Below are 16,995 nucleotides of genomic sequence, written 5' to 3' on the forward strand. Positions count from 1 at the left end.
ACGAGCTCGTCAGGCGCCTGCCCGGCGCCGTAGCTCGTCGCGGCGTCGGACGGGAATACCCCGCCGTCCCCGTCGAGAAGGTTCCACATGTTTCGCCCCTTTACCTGCGGTCCTCGTGAAGAAACTGCATTGGTAGAATTACACGCGTGTCATCCGTGAGCGTCAAGCCGAAATGTGGTAGCGCGCCGCGGACGAGGGGTGAAGTTCACGTGCAGATCGGCGTGTCGCGCGACGCGCGCGCCGCCGGATCACCCCCTCTAGGCTGAGGCCATGGAGCCTGCCGCGACACCCCCGACCAGCACCGTCGCCGGAGCGCCGGGAACCGCCGGGAAAGACGCGTCTTCGCTGCTCGGACGGCTCGTCGCGGGGGGCGGGGCGCCGCGACTCACGTGGTATGCCTCGGGCGGTGAACGGATCGAGCTGTCGGGGGCCGTTCTGAGCAACTGGGTGACCAAGACCGCGAACCTCCTCGTCGAGGAATTCGACGTCGGTCCGGAAAGCACCGTCACGGTCGATCTTCCTGCGCACTGGCGGGGCATCACCTGGGTGCTCGCCGCATGGCGCGTGGGAGCGTGCGTGGACGTCCGCTCCGGCACCGACGCGGGCGACGTCGTCGTGACCACCGACCCCGCGCGGTGGGCCGGCCGCGGCCGCGACGTGGTGGCCGTCAGCCTCGCCCCGCTCGCCCGCAGCTTCGGCGCTCCCCTGCCGGCCGGCGTGATCGACGCCGCGGCGTCCGTGATGACCTACGGCGACGTCCTCGGCTACGCGCCGCCCGTCGAACCCGCGGCCCCCGCGCTCGTTGCCGACGGCCTCGACGGGGCAGTCCCGCACGCCGACCTCCTCGCCTGGGCGGCCGCCGGGCCCGCCGGAAGCCTGGCCCCGGGGGCGCGGACCCTCCTGGTCGCGCGGGAGCCGGCCGCGTTCCTCCGCGACGCGACCGCGACGTGGGCCCGGGACGGGTCGGTGGTCGCGGTCACACCCGACGTCGCCGGGCTCGCCGCGTCCGCCCCCGACCGCTGGGAGCGCCTCGTCGCCGGCGAACGCGTCGACGTCCGCCTCGCCGACCCGGCCGACGAGCCGCAGGCGGGATGAGCACCGGCCGGGCGCGCGTCCTCCTGGTGGCGTTCACCCGCCACCGGGACGACGCGCGCGTCCGGCGCCTCGTCCGCACGCTCGTCGGCCGTGCCGACGTCACCACGGCCGGGTACGGCCCCGCACTGCCCGGACCGGTCCGTCACGTGACCCTCGGACCGGCGGACAGCCCGCACCCGCCGGCCTCGGCCGTCGCGACGGGCTGGCTCGCGCGCGGCGTCTCGCCGCTGCTGCGCTCGCCCGCCGCCCGCGCGACCGCGGACGAGCTCGAGGGCGGCCGGTGGGACGCCGTCGTCGCGGTCGGCGCGGAGACGCTCCCGGTCGCCCGTCACCTCGCGGACGGCGCCGCGGTCTGGGCCGACGTGCGCGCCTGGCCCGACGCGGGGGCGCACGGGCCGTTCGCGCCGCTCGAGCGGGACGCGCTGCTCCGCGTGCTGCGCGAGGACCTCCCGCGCAGCGCCGCGGTGACCGTGGGCTCCGGCGCGCTCGCCGACCTCGTCCGCCGCGAGGTGCCCGGCCTGCAGCCCGACGTCGTCGTCGTGCAGGACACCTGGCCGCACGCCGACCTGTCCCCCACGCCCGTGGGCGACCCGGTCCGGCTGGTGCGCGCCGGCGTCGCACGGTCGGGCGCGGGCCTCGAGACCACGATCGACGCGATGCGGACCCTCGGGGACGGCTGGACCCTCGACCTCCTGCTCTCCGAGGGACCCGACGGGGGCGCCGTCCTGCGCCGGCTGCACGAGCGCGCGGCCGAGCTCGCCCAGGTGCGCATCGCGCCCGCGCCCGACGCCGACGAGCTGCCCCGCGCCCTCCACGGCTACGACGTCGCCACCTGGTGGGTCCCCCCGACGACGACGCAGGCGTGCGCCGCGCTGCCGTCGTTCCTGCTGGCCGCGGTCCAGGCCCGGTGCGCGCTCGCTGTCGGCCCGGCGGCGCAGGCCGAGCGTCTCGTGCGGTCGCACGGGCTCGGCGTCGTCGCGGTCGACGTCTTCGCCGCCACGTGCGCCGCGTCGGTGCGCCGCCTCGGCCGGGACGGCATCGCCGCAGCCAAGCAGCGGGCCGACGCGGCCTCGGCCGAGCTGTCCTCCGCCGCGGACGACACGCGGCTGGCCGGGGTCCTCGACCGCCTCCGCCTCGGCTGAGATGCTGGGCCGGTCCACAGCAGGCCCATCTCCACAATCCCTCCACCGCGTGCGCTCCGGCGCCGCGCGGGGCCTGCGCAGCGCTCCGCTTAGGATCACATCCCGTGACGACGAACTCCGCCGCCGAGAAGGGCGCCCCCCGACACGCCCGGTTCCTGCACACGCACGGCGTGGCGAAGGTGATGGGCCTGGTCCTCGTCGGCGCGCTCGCAGCGGTCAGCAGCGGCGCGTACGCGTTCGTCCGGCACTACCAGGGGAACATCGACACCGCCGACACGTCGTTCCTCGTGGCCAAGGACAAGAAGACCAAGGACCCGAGCGACCCGGACGCCGGCCACGACCTCAACATCCTCATCCTGGGGTCCGACTCGCGCGGTGGCGCGAACAGCTCGATCGTCAAGGACAAGAACGAGGGCCAGCGCTCCGACACGACGATCGTCCTGCACGTCTCGGCAGACCGGAAGCGCATGGAGGCGGTCTCGATCCCCCGTGACTCCCTCGTCGACATCCCCGCGTGCCAGGTCGACTCGAAGGGGCACTCGACCGGCACCGCGCCGCACACCATGTTCAACGCCGCGTTCTCGTTCGGCGCCGACAAGGCGAAGGCCCTCGGCGGCGACGAGTCGGCGCAGATCGCCGGCGGCGCGGCGTGCACCTGGCAGACCGTCGAGTCCACCACCGGGATCACGCTCGACGGCTACGTCGTGCTCGACTTCAGCGGCTTCGAGGGCATGATCAACGCGCTCGGCGGCGTGCCCATGTGCATCCCGACCGACATCGACGCCCCCAAGGCGAACCTCGAGCTCAAGGCCGGCTACCAGACGCTCAAGGGCAAGACGGCGCTCGGGTACGCCCGCGCCCGCGAGGGCGTGGGCGACGGCTCGGACCTCAGCCGCATCAAGCGCCAGCAGGAGCTCATGGGCGCGATCTCCAACAAGGTCTTCGCCCAGAACTTCCTCACCGACAGCCCGAAGCTCCTCAAGTTCCTCGACGCCGCGACCAAGTCGCTGCACACGTCCAAGAGCGACGGCGGCCTCAACCTCGGGTCGATCACGAGCATCGCCGGGCTCGGCTTCAGCCTGCGCCACATGTCGACGTCGGACATCACGTTCCTGACGATCCCGAACGGCGCCGACCCGACGAACCCGAACCGTGTCGTGTGGACCCAGCCGGCCGCTTCGGAGATCTGGACGAAGCTCGCCGAGGACAAGCCGCTCACGGCCGCCGAGGAGAAGGCCGCGAAGAAGAAGACGCCGACCTCGACGTCCACCGCGAAGTCGACGAGCAAGTCGACCGCCGGCTCGAGCGCGTCGTCCGGCACGACGAAGAAGCCGAGCACGTCCTCCACGCCCAAGGACCGGGACAAGGACGGCATCACCGCGGCCGACGTCGTCAGCTCGAAGGCGGCCTGCACGGCATGACGTCCGACCCTCGGTCCAGGCCTCCGAGCTTCACCCCGCAGTCGGGGCGCGAGTCGCGCCCCGAAGCGGCGGACGGCGTCATCAAGGTCGGGCCCGACGGCTCCGGTGGCACCACGCCCCCGCCCCCGCCCGCGCGGCCCGCGTCCCGCGTGACGCGGCAGTCCAGCGGCCCCGTCCCGGTGGACCGCAGCGGCGGTCGCGGTCGCGCCCGCGCCGGCTCCGCCCAGCCCCCGGCCATCCCCCCGGCGAGCGTCACGCGCGCCCCCCGAGCAGCCGCCGACGAGCGCCGTCCGGCCACGTCGCCCACGACCCGCGCACCGGGCCGCACCCCCGGCGGCAGCGGCGGCGGCCGCGGCCCGGGCGACGGCGCGCGCCCCGGCACGGCACCCGGTGGCGCGGCGCCCGGCCGCATCCGGCTGCGCAAGGGCCGGATCGTCGCCGTCGTCGCGAGCCTCGTCGTGGTCGGGATGATCGCCTGGCCGATCGGGCTCGTGGCCTGGGCGAACGGCAAGCTCGACCACGTCGAGGCACTGAGCGACACGAAGGGCACCCCCGGCACCACCTACCTCATCGCGGGCTCCGACTCGCGCTCCGACGGGGTCGTCAAGGACGGCACGTCGGGCGCGCGCACCGACACGATCATGCTGCTCCAGGTCCCCGACTCGGGCACGACGTCCCTGATCTCGATCCCTCGCGACTCCTACGTGAAGATCCCCGGGCACGGCAGCAACAAGATCAACGCGGCCTACTCGTTCGGCGGGGCCCCGCTCCTGGTCAAGACGGTCGAGAAGCTCACGAGCATGCACGTCGACCACTACGTCGAGGTCGGGTTCGGGGGGGTCGAGGACATCGTCGACGCGGTCGGCGGCGTCCACCTGTGCCTCGACTACGACGTGAACGACAAGAAGTCCGAGCTGAAGTGGAAGGCCGGCTGCCACGACGTCGGGGGCAAGACGGCGCTCGCGTTCTCCCGCATGCGCTACTCGGACCCCACGAGCGACTTCGGGCGCACCGACCGGCAGCGCCAGCTCGTCAACGCGATCGCCGCGAAGGCCGCCAAGCCGAGCCTGCTGTTCAAGCCGGCCACCCAGGTCAAGCTGGTCGACGCCGGCACCGCGGTGCTCCAGGTCGACGACGGGACCAACGTGGTCGACCTCGCGAAGCTCGGGATGGCGTTCAAGGCCGCGAACGGCAAGGACGGCGTCACCGGTCTGCCTCCGATCTCCGACCGCGACTACCGGCCCGGGAACGTCGGGTCGAGCGTCCGGCTCGACCCGGACAAGACCCCGGCGTTCTTCTCGAAGGTGATGAACGGCAAGCTGAAGGCCGGCACGGTCAACTCCGAGAGCTCGTCGAAGGGCTGAGCCCCCACCGCCCGCCGGCCCGCGTAGCCCGCGCGGGCTCGCTGCCCGCGGAGCCCTCGTCAGGCGCCGAAGCCGACCCTGCCCGACCGCGACGCACGCAGGCGAGCGCCCTTCTCCCTGGCCTGGTCCCCGAGCTGCACCTGGAACGCCGCCATCCGTACGCGCAGCGCGGCGGCGTCGTCGCCCGAACCCGCGCCGAGGATGCGTGCGGCGAGGAGGCCCGCGTTCCGTGCGCCGCCGACCGACACGGTCGCGACGGGCACGCCCGCGGGCATCTGGACGATCGACAGCAGCGAGTCCATGCCGTCGAGGTGCGCCAGCGGGACCGGCACCCCGATGACCGGCAGCGGTGTGACGGCGGCGAGCATGCCGGGCAGGTGCGCCGCCCCGCCGGCGCCCGCGACGATGACGCGCAGGCCGCGGTCTGCGGCGGCGCGGCCGTACTCGATCATCTCCGTCGGCATCCGGTGGGCCGAGACGACGTCGACCTCGATCGGGACGCCGAACTCCGCCAGCGCGTCGGCCGCGGCCTGCATCACCGGCCAGTCGGAGTCCGAGCCCATGACGATCCCGACGAGGGGCCCGCCGGTCCCGGTGCCGCTCGCTGCGCTCTGCTCGCTCATCGCTGCTCCTGTGTCGGCACGGCGTCGCCGCGCAGGACCGCCGCGGCCGCACGGGCGCGGTCGCGGGTCGCGGCGAGGTCGTCGCCGCTGACGTTCACGTGGCCGAGCTTGCGGCCCGGACGCACGTCCTTCCCGTACAGCCAGACGCGGGCGTCGCCGTCGGCGAGGACCTCCGGCAGCGCGTCCGTGAGCTCCGTGCGCTCCGACCCGAGGACGTTCGCCATGACGGTCCACGGTGCGACAGGAGCGGTGTCACCGAGCGGCAGGTCGAGCACCGCGCGCAGGTGCTGCTCGAACTGGCTCGTGACCGAGCCGTCGATGGTCCAGTGGCCCGAGTTGTGCGGGCGCATCGCGAGCTCGTTGACGAGCACGCGGCCCGGCTCGTCCGGGGTCCCGCCCGGGACCTCGAACAGCTCGACCGCGAGCACGCCCGTCACGTCGAGCCCCTCGGCGACCGCTGCCGCGACCTCACGGGCCTGCGCCTCGAGCGCGGGGTCGAGGTCGGGGGCCGGGGCCGTGACCTCGGCGCAGACGCCGTCACGCTGCACCGACTCCACGACCGGCCACGCGCGCACCTCGCCCGACGGCCGCCGGGCCACGAGGGCGGCGAGCTCGCGCCGGAACGGGACCTTCTCCTCGACGAGCAGCTGCGGGCCACCGGCCTGGGCCGCGGCGAGCCAGTCCGCGACGTCGTCGGCGCTGCGCACCACGCGCACGCCCTTGCCGTCGTAGCCGCCGCGGCTCGTCTTCACCACGGCCTCTCCCCCGACCTCGTCGAGGAACGCGGCCAGGTCGCGGGCGCCGTCGGCGGCGTCGACCGCGAGGGGCGCCCAGCGGGGGCACGGCACGCCGAGCGCCGTCAGGCGGGTCCGCATGACGATCTTGTCCTGGGCGTGGCGCAGCGCGTCCGGCCCGGGGTGCACCGGGACGCCCTCGTCCTGGAGGGCCACGAGGAGCGCCGACGGGACGTGCTCGTGCTCGAAGGTCAGCACGGCGGCCGCCGCGTCGTCGGGCGGAGCGACGAGCGCGCGGACCGCGGCCTCGTCCGCGGCGGCGCCGACGGGGGCGTCCGCGAGGACCTGAGCCGCGGAGCCGTCAGGCGACTCCACGAGCACCCGCAACCGGACGCCCAGGCGGGCGGCGGCGGGTGCCATCATGCGGGCGAGCTGCCCGCCTCCGACGACGGCCACGACTGGTGCTGACACGGTCCCCGAGCCTATCGGACGCGGGGACGGTGCGGCCCCGGCGACCGCGGGACGACGACGCCGTTGCCGTCCTGTGGGCCGCCCCGGGCGTATCCAGGCTGCTGCGCTACCGTTCGGGGAATGACCGACGTGACGCCTGCCGGCGAACCGGGCCGGCTGGGCAGCCCGGAGGCCGACCGCCCGAGCAGCTTCCCCTTCGTGCTGGCCGCGTCGGAGGCGCCGGGCACCGACGTCGCCCACGTCGCCGCCGACGCCGTCGTCGCACCCGGGGCGGGCACGTCCCGCGCGCGCCGCCTCAGCCGTGAGCGACTGTACGAGCTGGCGAAGTTCGGGTCGGTCGGCGCGGTGTCGTTCGTGGTGGACATGGGGCTGTTCAACCTGCTGCAGTTCGGGCCCGGGCACCTCCTCGACGCCAAGCCCCTGACGGCCCGCGTCGTCTCGGTCGCGGTCGCGACGCTCGTCGCGTGGGTCGGGAACCGGCTCTGGACGTTCTCCGACCGGCGCACCGAGAACCGTCCGCGCGAGCTCGCGGGCTTCATCGTGGTCAACGTCGGCGGCCTGCTCATCGGCATCGGCGTGCTCGCGCTCTTCGTGTACCCGCTGGGTCTCGACTCACCGCTCTGGAAGAACGTCGCGAACCTGCTCGGCATCGGTCTGGGCACGATCTTCCGCTACTTCGCCTACCGGTACCTCGTGTTCACCGGCGGCGAGGCCGCCACGGAAGCCACACCGGCGAAGTAGCGCGGCCGCCCCGCCCCGCTCGCGGCCGCGGAGTCACCCGTCGTCCGACTTGCGGCGCCCCTTGCGTCCCCGCGCGCTCGAGACCGTCGCGCCGGCCGGGAGCACGACCTGCGGGTCGAGCGTGTGCGGCACGCCCGCGAGGAAGACCGAGAACACCGCGGGGCGGCGCTGCGACAGCTCGAGCCGGCCGCCGTCGGCGGCGGCCAGGTCGCGGGCCAGCGCGAGCCCGAGCCCGGTGCCCTTCCCGGACGTCACCTCGCGCTCGAAGATGTTCGGCGCCAGCTCGTCGGGCACGCCCTCGCCCTCGTCGGCGACCTCGATGACGATCGAGCCCGACCGCCCCGGCCGTGAACGCACCGTCGTCGTGCCCCCGCCGTGCGTGAGCGAGTTCTCGACGAGCGTCGCGAGCACCTGGGCGAGCGCGCCCGGCGTCGCCAGGACGTACGTGTCGACGGGGACGTCGATCACGAGGCGGCGGCCCGCCGACTCGAAGCTCGGCAGCCACTCCTCCTCCTGCTGCCGGACGACCTCGACGAGGCGCACGGCCTCCGTCGTGCCGCCCTGGGCGCGACGCGACCGGGTCAGCAGGTCGTCCACGACCGTGACCAGCCGCTCGACCTGCTCGAGCGAGATGCGCGCCTCCTCCTGGACCGCAGGGTCCTCCGACATGAGGGAGATCTCCTCGAGCCGCATGGACAGCGCTGTGAGCGGCGTGCGGAGCTGGTGCGAGGCGTCGGCGGCGAACTGCCGTTCCGTGGCGAGGCGGCTCGCGAGCCGGTCCGACGTGCGCGCGAGCTCCGCCGCGACGAGGTCGAGCTCCTCGACGCCCGACTCCTCCATCTGCGGGCGCACCTGTCCCGACCCGAGCTGTTCGGCGGACGCCGCCAGGTACACGAGCGGCGCCGACAGCCGGTTCGCCTGGATCACCGCCATCGCGATGCCCGCGAGGATCGCGACGACGGCGGCCGCGATCACGAACAGCACGATCCGCATGGACTGCCAGTACAGCTCCCAGTACGAGACCTCGAGCGTGACGAGCGCACCCTCCGACGAGCGCACCGCCCGCTGCTCGACGCGACCCTGGATCTGGTCCCCGGCGACGAGCCGCCGACCGTCGTAGAAGATGATCACGCGGGCGGGCACCTGGCTGTTGCCGCCGGTCGCGACCGCGACGCTCGCCGCTGACGCGAGGGCCTCGTCGCCGTTGCTGATCGCGCGGTCGACGGCGCGCGCGAGAGTCTGGGTGCGGCGCTCGAGGTCGTCGAGGTCGTTGTCGTGGACGTACTGGGCCCCGAAGAACGCGAGGGGGAAGCCCAGGAGCAGCACGGCCACCGCGACCGCGGCGACGGTCGCCTGGAGCATCCGCTGACGCACGGCTCAGACCTTCCCGACGCCGGCCCGCGTCACGAGCGGCTGTGAGGTGTTCGTGTCCGTCTCTCCGACCTGCTCGTCAGTGGCCGCCGGTCTCGAACCGGAAGCCCAGCCCTCGGACGGTCGCGACGTACCGGGGGGAGTTCGCGTCGTCGCCGAGCTTGCGCCGCAGCCACGAGACGTGCATGTCGAGGGTCTTGGTGGAGCCCGCCGGCTCGGCGCCCCAGACCTCGCGCATCAGGGCGTCGCGGACGACGACGCTGCCCGCGTTCTGCACGAGGACCCGCAGGAGGTCGAACTCCTTGGTGGTGAGGTGCAGCTCGCGGTCGCCCTGGAACGCGCGGTGCGCCGCGACGTCGACGACGACGTCCTGCGCGACGAGCTCCTCCTCGTCGGGCGCCTCGCCGCCGTGCGTGCGGCGCAGCAGCGCGCGGACGCGCGCGAGCAGCTCGGCCAGGCGGAACGGCTTGGTGACGTAGTCGTCGGCGCCGGCGTCGAGCCCGACGACGAGGTCGACCTCGTCGGCGCGAGCCGTGAGGACGAGGATCGGGGTGGTCAGACCAGCGCCGCGGATCGCGCGGGCGACGTCCAGGCCGTCCATGTCCGGGAGACCCAGGTCGAGGACGACGACGTCGGCGGCCTCTGCGGAGTCGATGGCGCCTTGCCCGGTCCCTTGCACGACGACGTTGTATCCCTCGCGCGTGAGCGCACGTGCCAAAGGCTCGGCAATCGCCGTGTCATCCTCGGCCAGCAATACGTTGGTCATTGGGCCATGCTAGAGCATCCGCCGGACCGGAGTCTCCCGTTTCGCACGAACTCGCCCCTACCCTCGCGAGGCCCTGAGCAGGCGTCCAGCACACGTGCCCGAGGGCGTCCCGAGACCCGGCCGGACGGCGTCCCGTCAGCCCGGAGGACCACGACGCTCGAGCGCGCGTCGGACCGCGGGCGGACGCGCGGCCCCGCTCGCCGATCCTACGCTGAGGCGATGGGCTGGTACGAGAAGTTCACGCGGTGGACCGAGCAGCACCGGTTCGCCGTCGACGCGACCGGCGCCGCCGCCCTCGCACTGTTCGTCGTCGCCGCGAGCGCGGCCGAGGGGAACTACCTCCACGCCGCGCTGTGGTTCGCGCTGGCCCTGTGCGTGCCGCTCGCCTGGCGGCGCACGCAGCCGGTCCCGTCGGTGGTCGCCGTCTACGGGGTCGCGCTGGTCCAGATCCTCGTCGACCAGACGGCGTCGGTCGCGTCCGTCATCACCGTGCCGATCGCGCTGTACTCGGTCACGGTCAACGGACCACGGTGGGCGCACCGCACCGCGATCGGTACCGGGCTGGCCGGCGTCGTCGCGGCGTCGGTCCTCATGTCCGACCACGGGATCGGCTACGCCGCGACCGCCCGGCAGGCGACCGCCCTCACGATCTTCGGGGGCGTCGTCCTGCTCGCCGTGTGGGCCTTCGGCCTGGTGCGACGCTCGCGGCGCGAGACCATCGACGCCCTGCGCGACCGGGCCGAGCGGCTCGAGGTCGAGCGCGACCAGCAGGCCCGGCTCGCGACGTCGGCCGAGCGGACCCGGATCGCGCGCGAGCTCCACGACATCGTCGCCCACTCGTTGTCCGTGATGATCGCGCAGGCCGACGGCGGCCGGTACGCGGCGGCCACCGACCCGACCGCACCCGAACGCTCCCTGACGACCATCGCCGAGACCGGCCGCGCCGCCCTCGCGGACATGCGGCGCATCCTCGGTGTCCTGCGCGCCGAAGGCCCCGAGGACGACGTCCCGTCCGTGCCCGGCGGCGTCGCCCCGGCCTCGCGCGGCTCCGCGCCCGCCGTCGCGCGCGGCGGCGGCGCGGTCGCGCCGGCACCCACCGCCCCGACCGCCCTCGCGCCGCAACCGTCGGTCGAGGGGCTCGAAGCGCTCGTCGAGCAGGTCCGCGCCAGCGGGCCCCGCGTCTCGCTGGTCCGGGTCGGCACGCCCCGCCAGCTCCCGCCGGGTGCGGCGCTCACCATCTTCCGGGTCGCGCAGGAGGCGCTCACGAACGTGCTCAAGCACGCGGGCCCGTCGCCCCACGTGACCGTGGTGCTGCGGTGGGACCGCGACGCCGTCGTCCTCGACGTCCAGGACGACGGCCGCGGAGCCGCGGCGACCAGCGACAGCGCCGGATACGGGCTGCTCGGGATGCGCGAGCGGGCCGCCGTGTTCGGGGGGACCGTGACCACCGGGCCGCGACCCGGTGGCGGCTACCGCGTGCACCTCGAGCTCCCGTCGCGGCTGCCCGACGCCGGCCTCTCGGCCGCCGGGCCGCCCCCGGACCCCGACGTCGCCGCCCCGGTAGAGTCCGGCACGTGAACGCGCAGGGGAACGGTCCGGCGGGCGCACCCGTGCGCGTGGCGCTCGTCGACGACCAGCAGCTCGTCCGTGCCGGCTTCCGCATGGTGATCGACTCCCAGCCCGACCTGGAGGTCGTCGTCGAGGCGGGAGACGGCGCCCAGGCGCTGCGGCTCCTCGCGTCGCACCCGGTCGACGTCGTGCTCATGGACGTGCGGATGCCCCACCTCGACGGGCTCAGCGCGACCGCACAGCTGACCGCGACCGCCGACGGCGACGTCCCGCGCGTCATCGTGCTCACGACGTTCGACCTCGACGAGTACGTGCTCGCTGCGATCCGGGCCGGCGCCAGCGGGTTCCTCCTCAAGGACGCCCCGCCCGAGGAGATGCTCGCCGCGATCCGGACGGTGCACGCGGGCGACGCGGTGATCGCGCCGTCGTCGACACGGCGGCTCCTCGAGCACCTGGTGACCGCGCTGCCCGCCGACACCCCCGCCGACGCCGAGGCCCAGCACGCGCTCGAGCAGCTCACCGAGCGCGAGCGCGAGGTGCTCGTCCTCATGGCCCGGGGGCGGTCGAACCTCGAGATCGCGTCCGAGCTGTTCGTCGCGGAGGCGACCGTGAAGACGCACGTCGGGCGGATCCTCGCGAAGCTCGGCGCGCGCGACCGGGTCCAGGCCGTCGTCACCGCGTACGAGACGGGACTCGTGCGCCCGGGCTCCCCCGACTGACTCCCCGCTCCGCGAGTTGTCAGAAGCTCACGGCAGTCTGCCGCCGTGAGCTTCTGACAACTCCGGTCTCCAGGGCGGCGAGGTGGCGGCGGACGATCGCGAGCACCCGGTCCGGCTCGTGCCGGGCGGCCCCGGCAGGGATACGGATCCGGACGGTGCGCGCGTCCGAGCCGAGCTCGGCGTCCCGCAGCAGGTCGTCGTACCACTGCTCGCGCTCCATGTGCCCGACGCCGTCCACCTCCACGACCAGGCGTCCCCCGTTCCGCAGGCGCCACTCCACGTCGAGGAACCGGACCTTGCCGCGGGCATCCCGACGCCGCTCCTGCCGCGACGGCTCGGGCAGCCCGGCGCGTCGGCACAACCGGGCGAAGTCGATCTCCTCGAGCGACTGCGATCCCCCGACGACGTCGAGGAGTGCGAGCTGCATCGTCCGGCGGTGCCGGATCCGGCCGGCCCGCTCGAGCTCGCCCAGCACCGCGTCGGGGGTCGTGAGCCGCTGCTGCACCACAGCCGCCATCAGCCCCGACGCCGTCCGCCACGACCTCTGCCACGCGGCTGCGTCGATCGCGGCCCGCTCGATCCCGTGGGCGGGGAGCCCGTCGCGCCAGGTCACGTCGTCGGCGTCGTGACGCCGGGACTCGTGGACCACGAGCCACTCGAACCGCGCCGGCTTGTCACCCCGCGGCACGACGACGTGGATCGGCTCACGCCGCCAGCCCTGGAGCCCGTGGAGCTCGAGTGCCGTCCAGCACGCGAGCGCCGCCGGGACGTCGCCGCCGCCGAGCACAGCAGCCCAGCACCGGGCCTCGCGGGTCAGCGGGCCGCGATGCAGCACCACCACGTCGTGGGCGACCTCCCGCCACCGCTGAGCCACCAGGTGGGAGGTGATGTGTCCCTCGGTGAGTCCGAGGACCGCGAGCTGGCGGCGGGAGCACACGCCGTGCTGGCGCCGCGCGACGCCGTGAAGACCGGCGACGGACACGAGTACGTCTGCTCGTCCTGTCATGGCGGAAGCGTCCCGCGGCTCCGTCTCCCGTCGATGCCGCGCAGACGCGCGTTGTGGACGACTCGCGGTCGGCGTCGATCGGGGGTCGGTGCTCCTCCCAGTCGACGCGCCGAACCTGAGCCGCGGCCGCGACGTTGCCGTGACGCCCACGGCTCGCCCTGCAACCGCTCCGTGGTGCGACCCGGTGGCGACCCGCCACCGGGCCCCGACCGCACCACACGGACGGCGGGCCGAGGTCGAAAGGCGAGCGCCGTCGTCCGACTTGTCAGAAGCTCACGGCACCCCACTGCCGCCAGCTTCTGACAACCCTCCCGGTCCGCGCACCCGTCAGAAGCTCACGGCACCCCACTGCCGTGAGGTTCTGACACACACCTGGGGTGGGCGCGGCGCCGCGGCTGGGTACGACCTGAGGATGACCCCGACCGCGCAGCGACCCGACCGCCGGGCGACGCGGGCGCTCCGGGGCCTTCCGTAGCGTCGAGGGCAACGGCCCGCCGAGGGCCCGACCCACCCGCGTACCGACCGAAGGAGCCACCGTGGCCCCGTCCGACCAGACCGCCCCGACGACCGCACCCCCCGCCGACCCGGGCACGAGCGCGGTGACGAAGCGCTCGACGGCCGTCCGCGCCCGCGCGCTCACCAAGACCTACGGCCGCGGCGAGGCGACGGTGCGCGCCCTCGACGCCGTCGACGTCGACTTCGAGGCCGGCGCGTTCACGGCGATCATGGGCCCGTCGGGCTCGGGCAAGTCGACGCTCATGCACCTGCTCGCCGGCCTCGACTCGGCGACCAGCGGCAGCGCGTACCTCGGCGGCACGGAGGTCACGCGCCTCACCGACAAGGAGCTCACGCTGCTGCGGCGCGAGCGGGTGGGCTTCGTGTTCCAGTCGTTCAACCTGCTGCCCATGTTCACGGCCGAGCAGAACATCACGCTGCCCGTGGAGCTCGCGAACGGCACGGTCGACCGGGCGTGGCTCGAGATCCTGGTCGAGACGCTGGGTCTGGGGCAGCGCCTCACGCACCGGCCGTCGGAGCTGTCCGGCGGGCAGCAGCAGCGCGTCGCGATCGCGCGGGCGCTCATCACCAAGCCCGAGGTCGTGTTCGCGGACGAGCCGACGGGCAACCTCGACTCGCGCTCGGGCGCGGAGGTGCTGAGCTTCCTGCGCCGCTCGGTCCGGGAGCTCGGCCGGACGATCGTCATGGTCACGCACGACCCGTCCGCGGCCGCGTACGCGGACCGCGTCGTCCTGCTCGCGGACGGCCGCGTCGCCGGCGACATCCAGGACCCGACGCCCGAGGCGGCGCTCGCCGGCCTCGACGCGCTGCGCTCGCTCGACGACGCCGCGGTGGTCGCCCGATGATCCGCCTCACGCTCGCGCAGATGCGCCGCAGCGTCGCGCGTCTGGCCGCCGCAGGCATCGCGATCGCGCTCGGCACCGGCTTCGTCGCCGCGACGCTGGTCGCGTCCGACCTCATCCGCACCGCCACCACGGACTCGGTCGCGGCGCCCTACGCGCGGGCCGACCTCGTCGTCACGGCGGGCGGCGACCAGCTCCGCCCCCAGGACCTCGAGGCCGTCGCCGCGGCTCCGGGGGTCGCCGCCGCTGCCCCCCTTGCGACCAGCTGGGAGGACGTCGCCGCGAACGGCAAGACGATCAACGCGCAGTTCACCGGGACCACGTCCGACCCGCGCCTCGAGCCTCAGCGCGTGCACGACGGCGCGTTCCCGCAGGCCGCCGACGAGATCGCGTTCCCCGTCAAGCAGGCCGAGCGGCTCGGCGTCTCCGTCGGCGACGAGGTCACCGTGACGCCGTCCGGCGGAGGCGACGGGGCCGCGGCCACCCGGACCGAGCGGCTGCGCGTCGTCGGGACGCTCGACGACCCCTACGGCGCCTGGACGGACTCGGGCGGCGCCGCCGTCGTGACCGCGCCGACGCTCGCCGGCTGGCAGGCCGCCGAGGCCGGTTCCCCCGCCGCCGTCACCTACCCGGACGTGCTGGTCGCCCTCGACGCGCACGCGACGACGGCGCAGGCCACGGAGACCCTCAGCGCCCTCACCCTGCCCGACGGCGCCCGCGTCCTCACGCGCGACGGTCTCGCCCGTGAGCTCGCCGCGCAGGCCACCGGCGACGACGACGTCTTCACGTACGTCGTCCTCACGTTCGCCGCGATCGCGCTCGTCGTCGCCGCGCTCGTCATCGCCAACACGTTCCAGGTGCTCGTCGCGCAGCGCGCCCGCACCCTCGCGCTCCTGCGGTGCGTGGGGGCGTCCAAGGCGCAGCTCGGCCGCTCCGTCGTCCTCGAGGCCACGGTCCTCGGGCTCGCCGGGTCGGTGGTCGGGGTCGTGCTCGGGACGGGCCTCACGCAGGCCGTTCTCAGCGTCCTCCGCACCCGCACGACGACGCCGCTCCCCCAGACGATCCACGTGTCCGTCGTCGCGGTCCTCGTCCCGCTCGTCGTGGGGACCCTCGTGACCGTCGTCGCGAGCCTCGCGCCGGCGCGCGCCGCGACCCGTGTGGCGCCCCTCGCGGCGCTCCGCCCCACCGATGCGCCGACCCTGGGCAGCCGGGCGGGGAAGGTCCGCGGAGTGCTCGCGCTCCTCGCGACCGTCGGGGGGCTCGGGCTCCTCGGGATCGCCGTCCTCGCGGGGACGCACGGCTCGCCCGAGATCGGGCTCGCGCTCGGCGTGCTGGGTGGCGCCGTCTCGTTCGTCGGCATCCTCGTGGGCTCGGTGTTCTGGATGCCGCGCGTCGTGCACGCCGCCGGGACCGCGCTCGGCAAGGCCGGCGCCAGCTCCCGGCTCGCCTCGGCCAACACGCTGCGCAACCCCCGCCGCACGACGGCGACCAGCACCGCGCTCCTCATCGGCGTCACCCTGGTCGCCATGATGGCGACGGGCGCCGCCAGCGCCCGGGTCACCCTCGGCTCGACGCTCGACGAGCACTACCCCGTCGACGCCGTCGTCACCTCCTACGGCTCGGGCGACGCACCCGGCGAGATGACCCACGCGCTCCAGGCCCGCCTGGACGACGTCGACGGCGTCCGCCGCGTCGTCCCCCTAAGCCGCACGAGCGCCACCCTCACCGCAGGGGGCGAGAGCACCGGCCTCGAGCTCGACAGCATCGACCCGGCCGCCGCCCGCGACGTCGTCCGCAACCCCGCCGCGTTCGCCGGGCTCGACGACGGCGTCATCGCCGTCGACACCCTCCAGGACACCCTGGGCACCACCACGCTCGAGGACGGCGACACCGTCACCCTCCGCGCGGCCGACGACGACGGCAACCCGACGGGTGCGTCCGTCCGGCTCCGGGTGCACGTCGTCGAGCTCGGCCAACCGGCCGCGTACGTCACGCCGGCCGTCTTCGCCCGGATCGACCCGCACGCCGCCCCCGACACCGCATGGCTCGCGTTCGACGACACCGCCGACGCCGCCGACACGCTCGCCGCGATCCAGGACACCGTCGCCACCGAGCACGACTCCATCGGGGTCGTCGGTCCTGCTGCGGAGCACGCGTCGATGGAGAAGGTCGTCGACACGATCCTCGCGATCGTCCTCGGCCTGCTCGCCGTCGCCGTCGTGATCGCCCTCGTCGGCGTCGCGAACACCCTGTCCCTGTCCGTCCTGGAACGGCGACGCGAGTCAGCGACGCTCCGGGCCATCGGGCTCACCCGCGGTCAGCTCCGGTGGATGCTCGCCCAGGAGGGCATGCTCATCGCGGGCGTCGGTGCCGTCGTCGGGATCGTCCTCGGCGTGGTCTACGGGTGGGCGGGCGCTGCCGCCGCGCTCGGCGCGTTCGGGCCGTCGCCGCTCGTCGTCCCGTGGGCGACGCTCGGCATCGTCCTCGTCGTGGCGCTCGCCGCGGGGCTCGTCGCGTCGGTCCTGCCGGGCCGCAGCGCGGCGCGAACGCCTCCCGTGGCGGCGCTCGCCGTCGAGTAGGGGTTTCGAGCGGCGGGAGCCGACCCTGTCGGCTCC

At 74.6% G+C, this 16,995-nt stretch carries 14 protein-coding genes; 9 read left to right on the top strand and 5 right to left on the bottom strand.

Features of this window, described 5'->3' with window-relative positions:
- Window positions 1-270 precede the first annotated feature (270 nt).
- The 4 genes from ACFT5B_RS04470 to ACFT5B_RS04485 all read left to right on the top strand — a co-directional run bounded on the left by ACFT5B_RS04470 (window position 271) and on the right by ACFT5B_RS04485 (window position 5,022).
- Window positions 271-1,095: a TIGR03089 family protein gene (locus ACFT5B_RS04470; protein WP_386796775.1), complete on the top strand. Its 825-nt coding sequence runs from the start codon at window positions 271-273 to the stop codon at window positions 1,093-1,095.
- Window positions 1,092-2,237 carry a hypothetical protein gene (locus ACFT5B_RS04475; protein ID WP_386796776.1) on the top strand — a complete coding sequence of 382 codons (1,146 nt, stop codon included), beginning with the start codon at window positions 1,092-1,094 and terminating at the stop codon, window positions 2,235-2,237. Before ACFT5B_RS04470 ends, ACFT5B_RS04475 begins: the two co-directional genes overlap by 4 nt.
- Window positions 2,238-2,341: 104 nt before the next feature.
- Window positions 2,342-3,658, top strand: coding sequence for an LCP family protein (locus ACFT5B_RS04480; RefSeq protein ID WP_386796777.1), 1,317 nt, complete (start codon window positions 2,342-2,344; stop codon window positions 3,656-3,658).
- On the top strand, window positions 3,655-5,022 hold the full coding sequence (locus ACFT5B_RS04485; RefSeq protein WP_386796778.1) for an LCP family protein: 1,368 nt from the start codon (window positions 3,655-3,657) through the stop codon (window positions 5,020-5,022). Before ACFT5B_RS04480 ends, ACFT5B_RS04485 begins: the two co-directional genes overlap by 4 nt.
- Window positions 5,023-5,081: 59 nt before the next feature.
- Here ACFT5B_RS04485 and purE read toward each other — a convergent pair whose 3' ends face one another.
- A complete protein-coding gene (gene purE / locus ACFT5B_RS04490) occupies window positions 5,082-5,645 on the bottom strand; it encodes a 5-(carboxyamino)imidazole ribonucleotide mutase (RefSeq protein ID WP_386796779.1) in 564 nt (187 codons plus the stop codon).
- Entirely contained in the window at window positions 5,642-6,850 is a 1,209-nt protein-coding gene (locus ACFT5B_RS04495) for a 5-(carboxyamino)imidazole ribonucleotide synthase (protein WP_386796780.1), read from the bottom strand. Before ACFT5B_RS04495 ends, purE begins: the two co-directional genes overlap by 4 nt.
- A gap of 120 nt (window positions 6,851-6,970) precedes the next feature.
- Here ACFT5B_RS04495 and ACFT5B_RS04500 point away from each other — a divergent pair, with 120 nt between their 5' ends.
- On the top strand, window positions 6,971-7,591 hold the full coding sequence (locus tag ACFT5B_RS04500; RefSeq protein ID WP_386796781.1) for a GtrA family protein: 621 nt from the start codon (window positions 6,971-6,973) through the stop codon (window positions 7,589-7,591).
- Window positions 7,592-7,624: 33 nt separating this feature from the next.
- Here the strand turns inward: ACFT5B_RS04500 and ACFT5B_RS04505 are convergent, their stop codons facing one another.
- Window positions 7,625-8,965: an ATP-binding protein gene (locus ACFT5B_RS04505; protein WP_386796782.1), complete on the bottom strand. Its 1,341-nt coding sequence runs from the start codon at window positions 8,963-8,965 to the stop codon at window positions 7,625-7,627.
- Window positions 8,966-9,041: 76 nt separating this feature from the next.
- Window positions 9,042-9,728 (bottom strand): response regulator transcription factor, encoded by a 687-nt coding sequence (locus ACFT5B_RS04510; RefSeq protein WP_386796783.1) that lies wholly within the window; start codon window positions 9,726-9,728, stop codon window positions 9,042-9,044.
- 219 nt (window positions 9,729-9,947) lie between these two features.
- On the opposite strand from ACFT5B_RS04510, the gene ACFT5B_RS04515 reads away from it, so the two are divergent.
- Both ACFT5B_RS04515 and ACFT5B_RS04520 read left to right on the top strand, forming a co-directional pair.
- The gene (locus ACFT5B_RS04515; protein ID WP_386796784.1) at window positions 9,948-11,306 is read left to right on the top strand and encodes a sensor histidine kinase; all 1,359 of its coding nucleotides are present in this window, start codon (window positions 9,948-9,950) and stop codon (window positions 11,304-11,306) included.
- On the top strand, window positions 11,303-12,016 hold the full coding sequence (locus ACFT5B_RS04520) for a response regulator (RefSeq protein WP_386796785.1): 714 nt from the start codon (window positions 11,303-11,305) through the stop codon (window positions 12,014-12,016). Before ACFT5B_RS04515 ends, ACFT5B_RS04520 begins: the two co-directional genes overlap by 4 nt.
- Window positions 12,017-12,035: 19 nt before the next feature.
- Here ACFT5B_RS04520 and ACFT5B_RS04525 read toward each other — a convergent pair whose 3' ends face one another.
- On the bottom strand, window positions 12,036-13,022 hold the full coding sequence (locus tag ACFT5B_RS04525; RefSeq protein ID WP_386796786.1) for a hypothetical protein: 987 nt from the start codon (window positions 13,020-13,022) through the stop codon (window positions 12,036-12,038).
- A gap of 536 nt (window positions 13,023-13,558) precedes the next feature.
- On the opposite strand from ACFT5B_RS04525, the gene ACFT5B_RS04530 reads away from it, so the two are divergent.
- Both ACFT5B_RS04530 and ACFT5B_RS04535 read left to right on the top strand, forming a co-directional pair.
- Window positions 13,559-14,383: an ABC transporter ATP-binding protein gene (locus ACFT5B_RS04530; RefSeq protein WP_386796787.1), complete on the top strand. Its 825-nt coding sequence runs from the start codon at window positions 13,559-13,561 to the stop codon at window positions 14,381-14,383.
- On the top strand, window positions 14,380-16,959 hold the full coding sequence (locus ACFT5B_RS04535; RefSeq protein ID WP_386796788.1) for an ABC transporter permease: 2,580 nt from the start codon (window positions 14,380-14,382) through the stop codon (window positions 16,957-16,959). Before ACFT5B_RS04530 ends, ACFT5B_RS04535 begins: the two co-directional genes overlap by 4 nt.
- Window positions 16,960-16,995: the final 36 nt, after the last annotated feature.

Source organism: Luteimicrobium sp. NPDC057192 (assembly GCF_042670205.1).
GTDB lineage: Bacteria > Actinomycetota > Actinomycetes > Actinomycetales > Cellulomonadaceae > Luteimicrobium.

Bases quoted from the DNA above. Each gene is read 5' to 3' on its own strand.
- ACFT5B_RS04510 (WP_386796783.1), bottom strand. From the start codon at position 9,728: ATGACCAACGTATTGCTGGCCGAGGATGACACGGCGATTGCCGAGCCT.
- ACFT5B_RS04515 (WP_386796784.1), top strand. From the start codon at position 9,948: ATGGGCTGGTACGAGAAGTTCACGCGGTGGACCGAGCAGCACCGGTTC.
- ACFT5B_RS04525 (WP_386796786.1), bottom strand. From the start codon at position 13,022: ATGACAGGACGAGCAGACGTACTCGTGTCCGTCGCCGGTCTTCACGGC.
- ACFT5B_RS04535 (WP_386796788.1), top strand. From the start codon at position 14,380: ATGATCCGCCTCACGCTCGCGCAGATGCGCCGCAGCGTCGCGCGTCTG.
- ACFT5B_RS04470 (WP_386796775.1), top strand. From the start codon at position 271: ATGGAGCCTGCCGCGACACCCCCGACCAGCACCGTCGCCGGAGCGCCG.
- purE (WP_386796779.1), bottom strand. From the start codon at position 5,645: ATGAGCGAGCAGAGCGCAGCGAGCGGCACCGGGACCGGCGGGCCCCTC.
- ACFT5B_RS04485 (WP_386796778.1), top strand. From the start codon at position 3,655: ATGACGTCCGACCCTCGGTCCAGGCCTCCGAGCTTCACCCCGCAGTCG.
- ACFT5B_RS04500 (WP_386796781.1), top strand. From the start codon at position 6,971: ATGACCGACGTGACGCCTGCCGGCGAACCGGGCCGGCTGGGCAGCCCG.
- ACFT5B_RS04475 (WP_386796776.1), top strand. From the start codon at position 1,092: ATGAGCACCGGCCGGGCGCGCGTCCTCCTGGTGGCGTTCACCCGCCAC.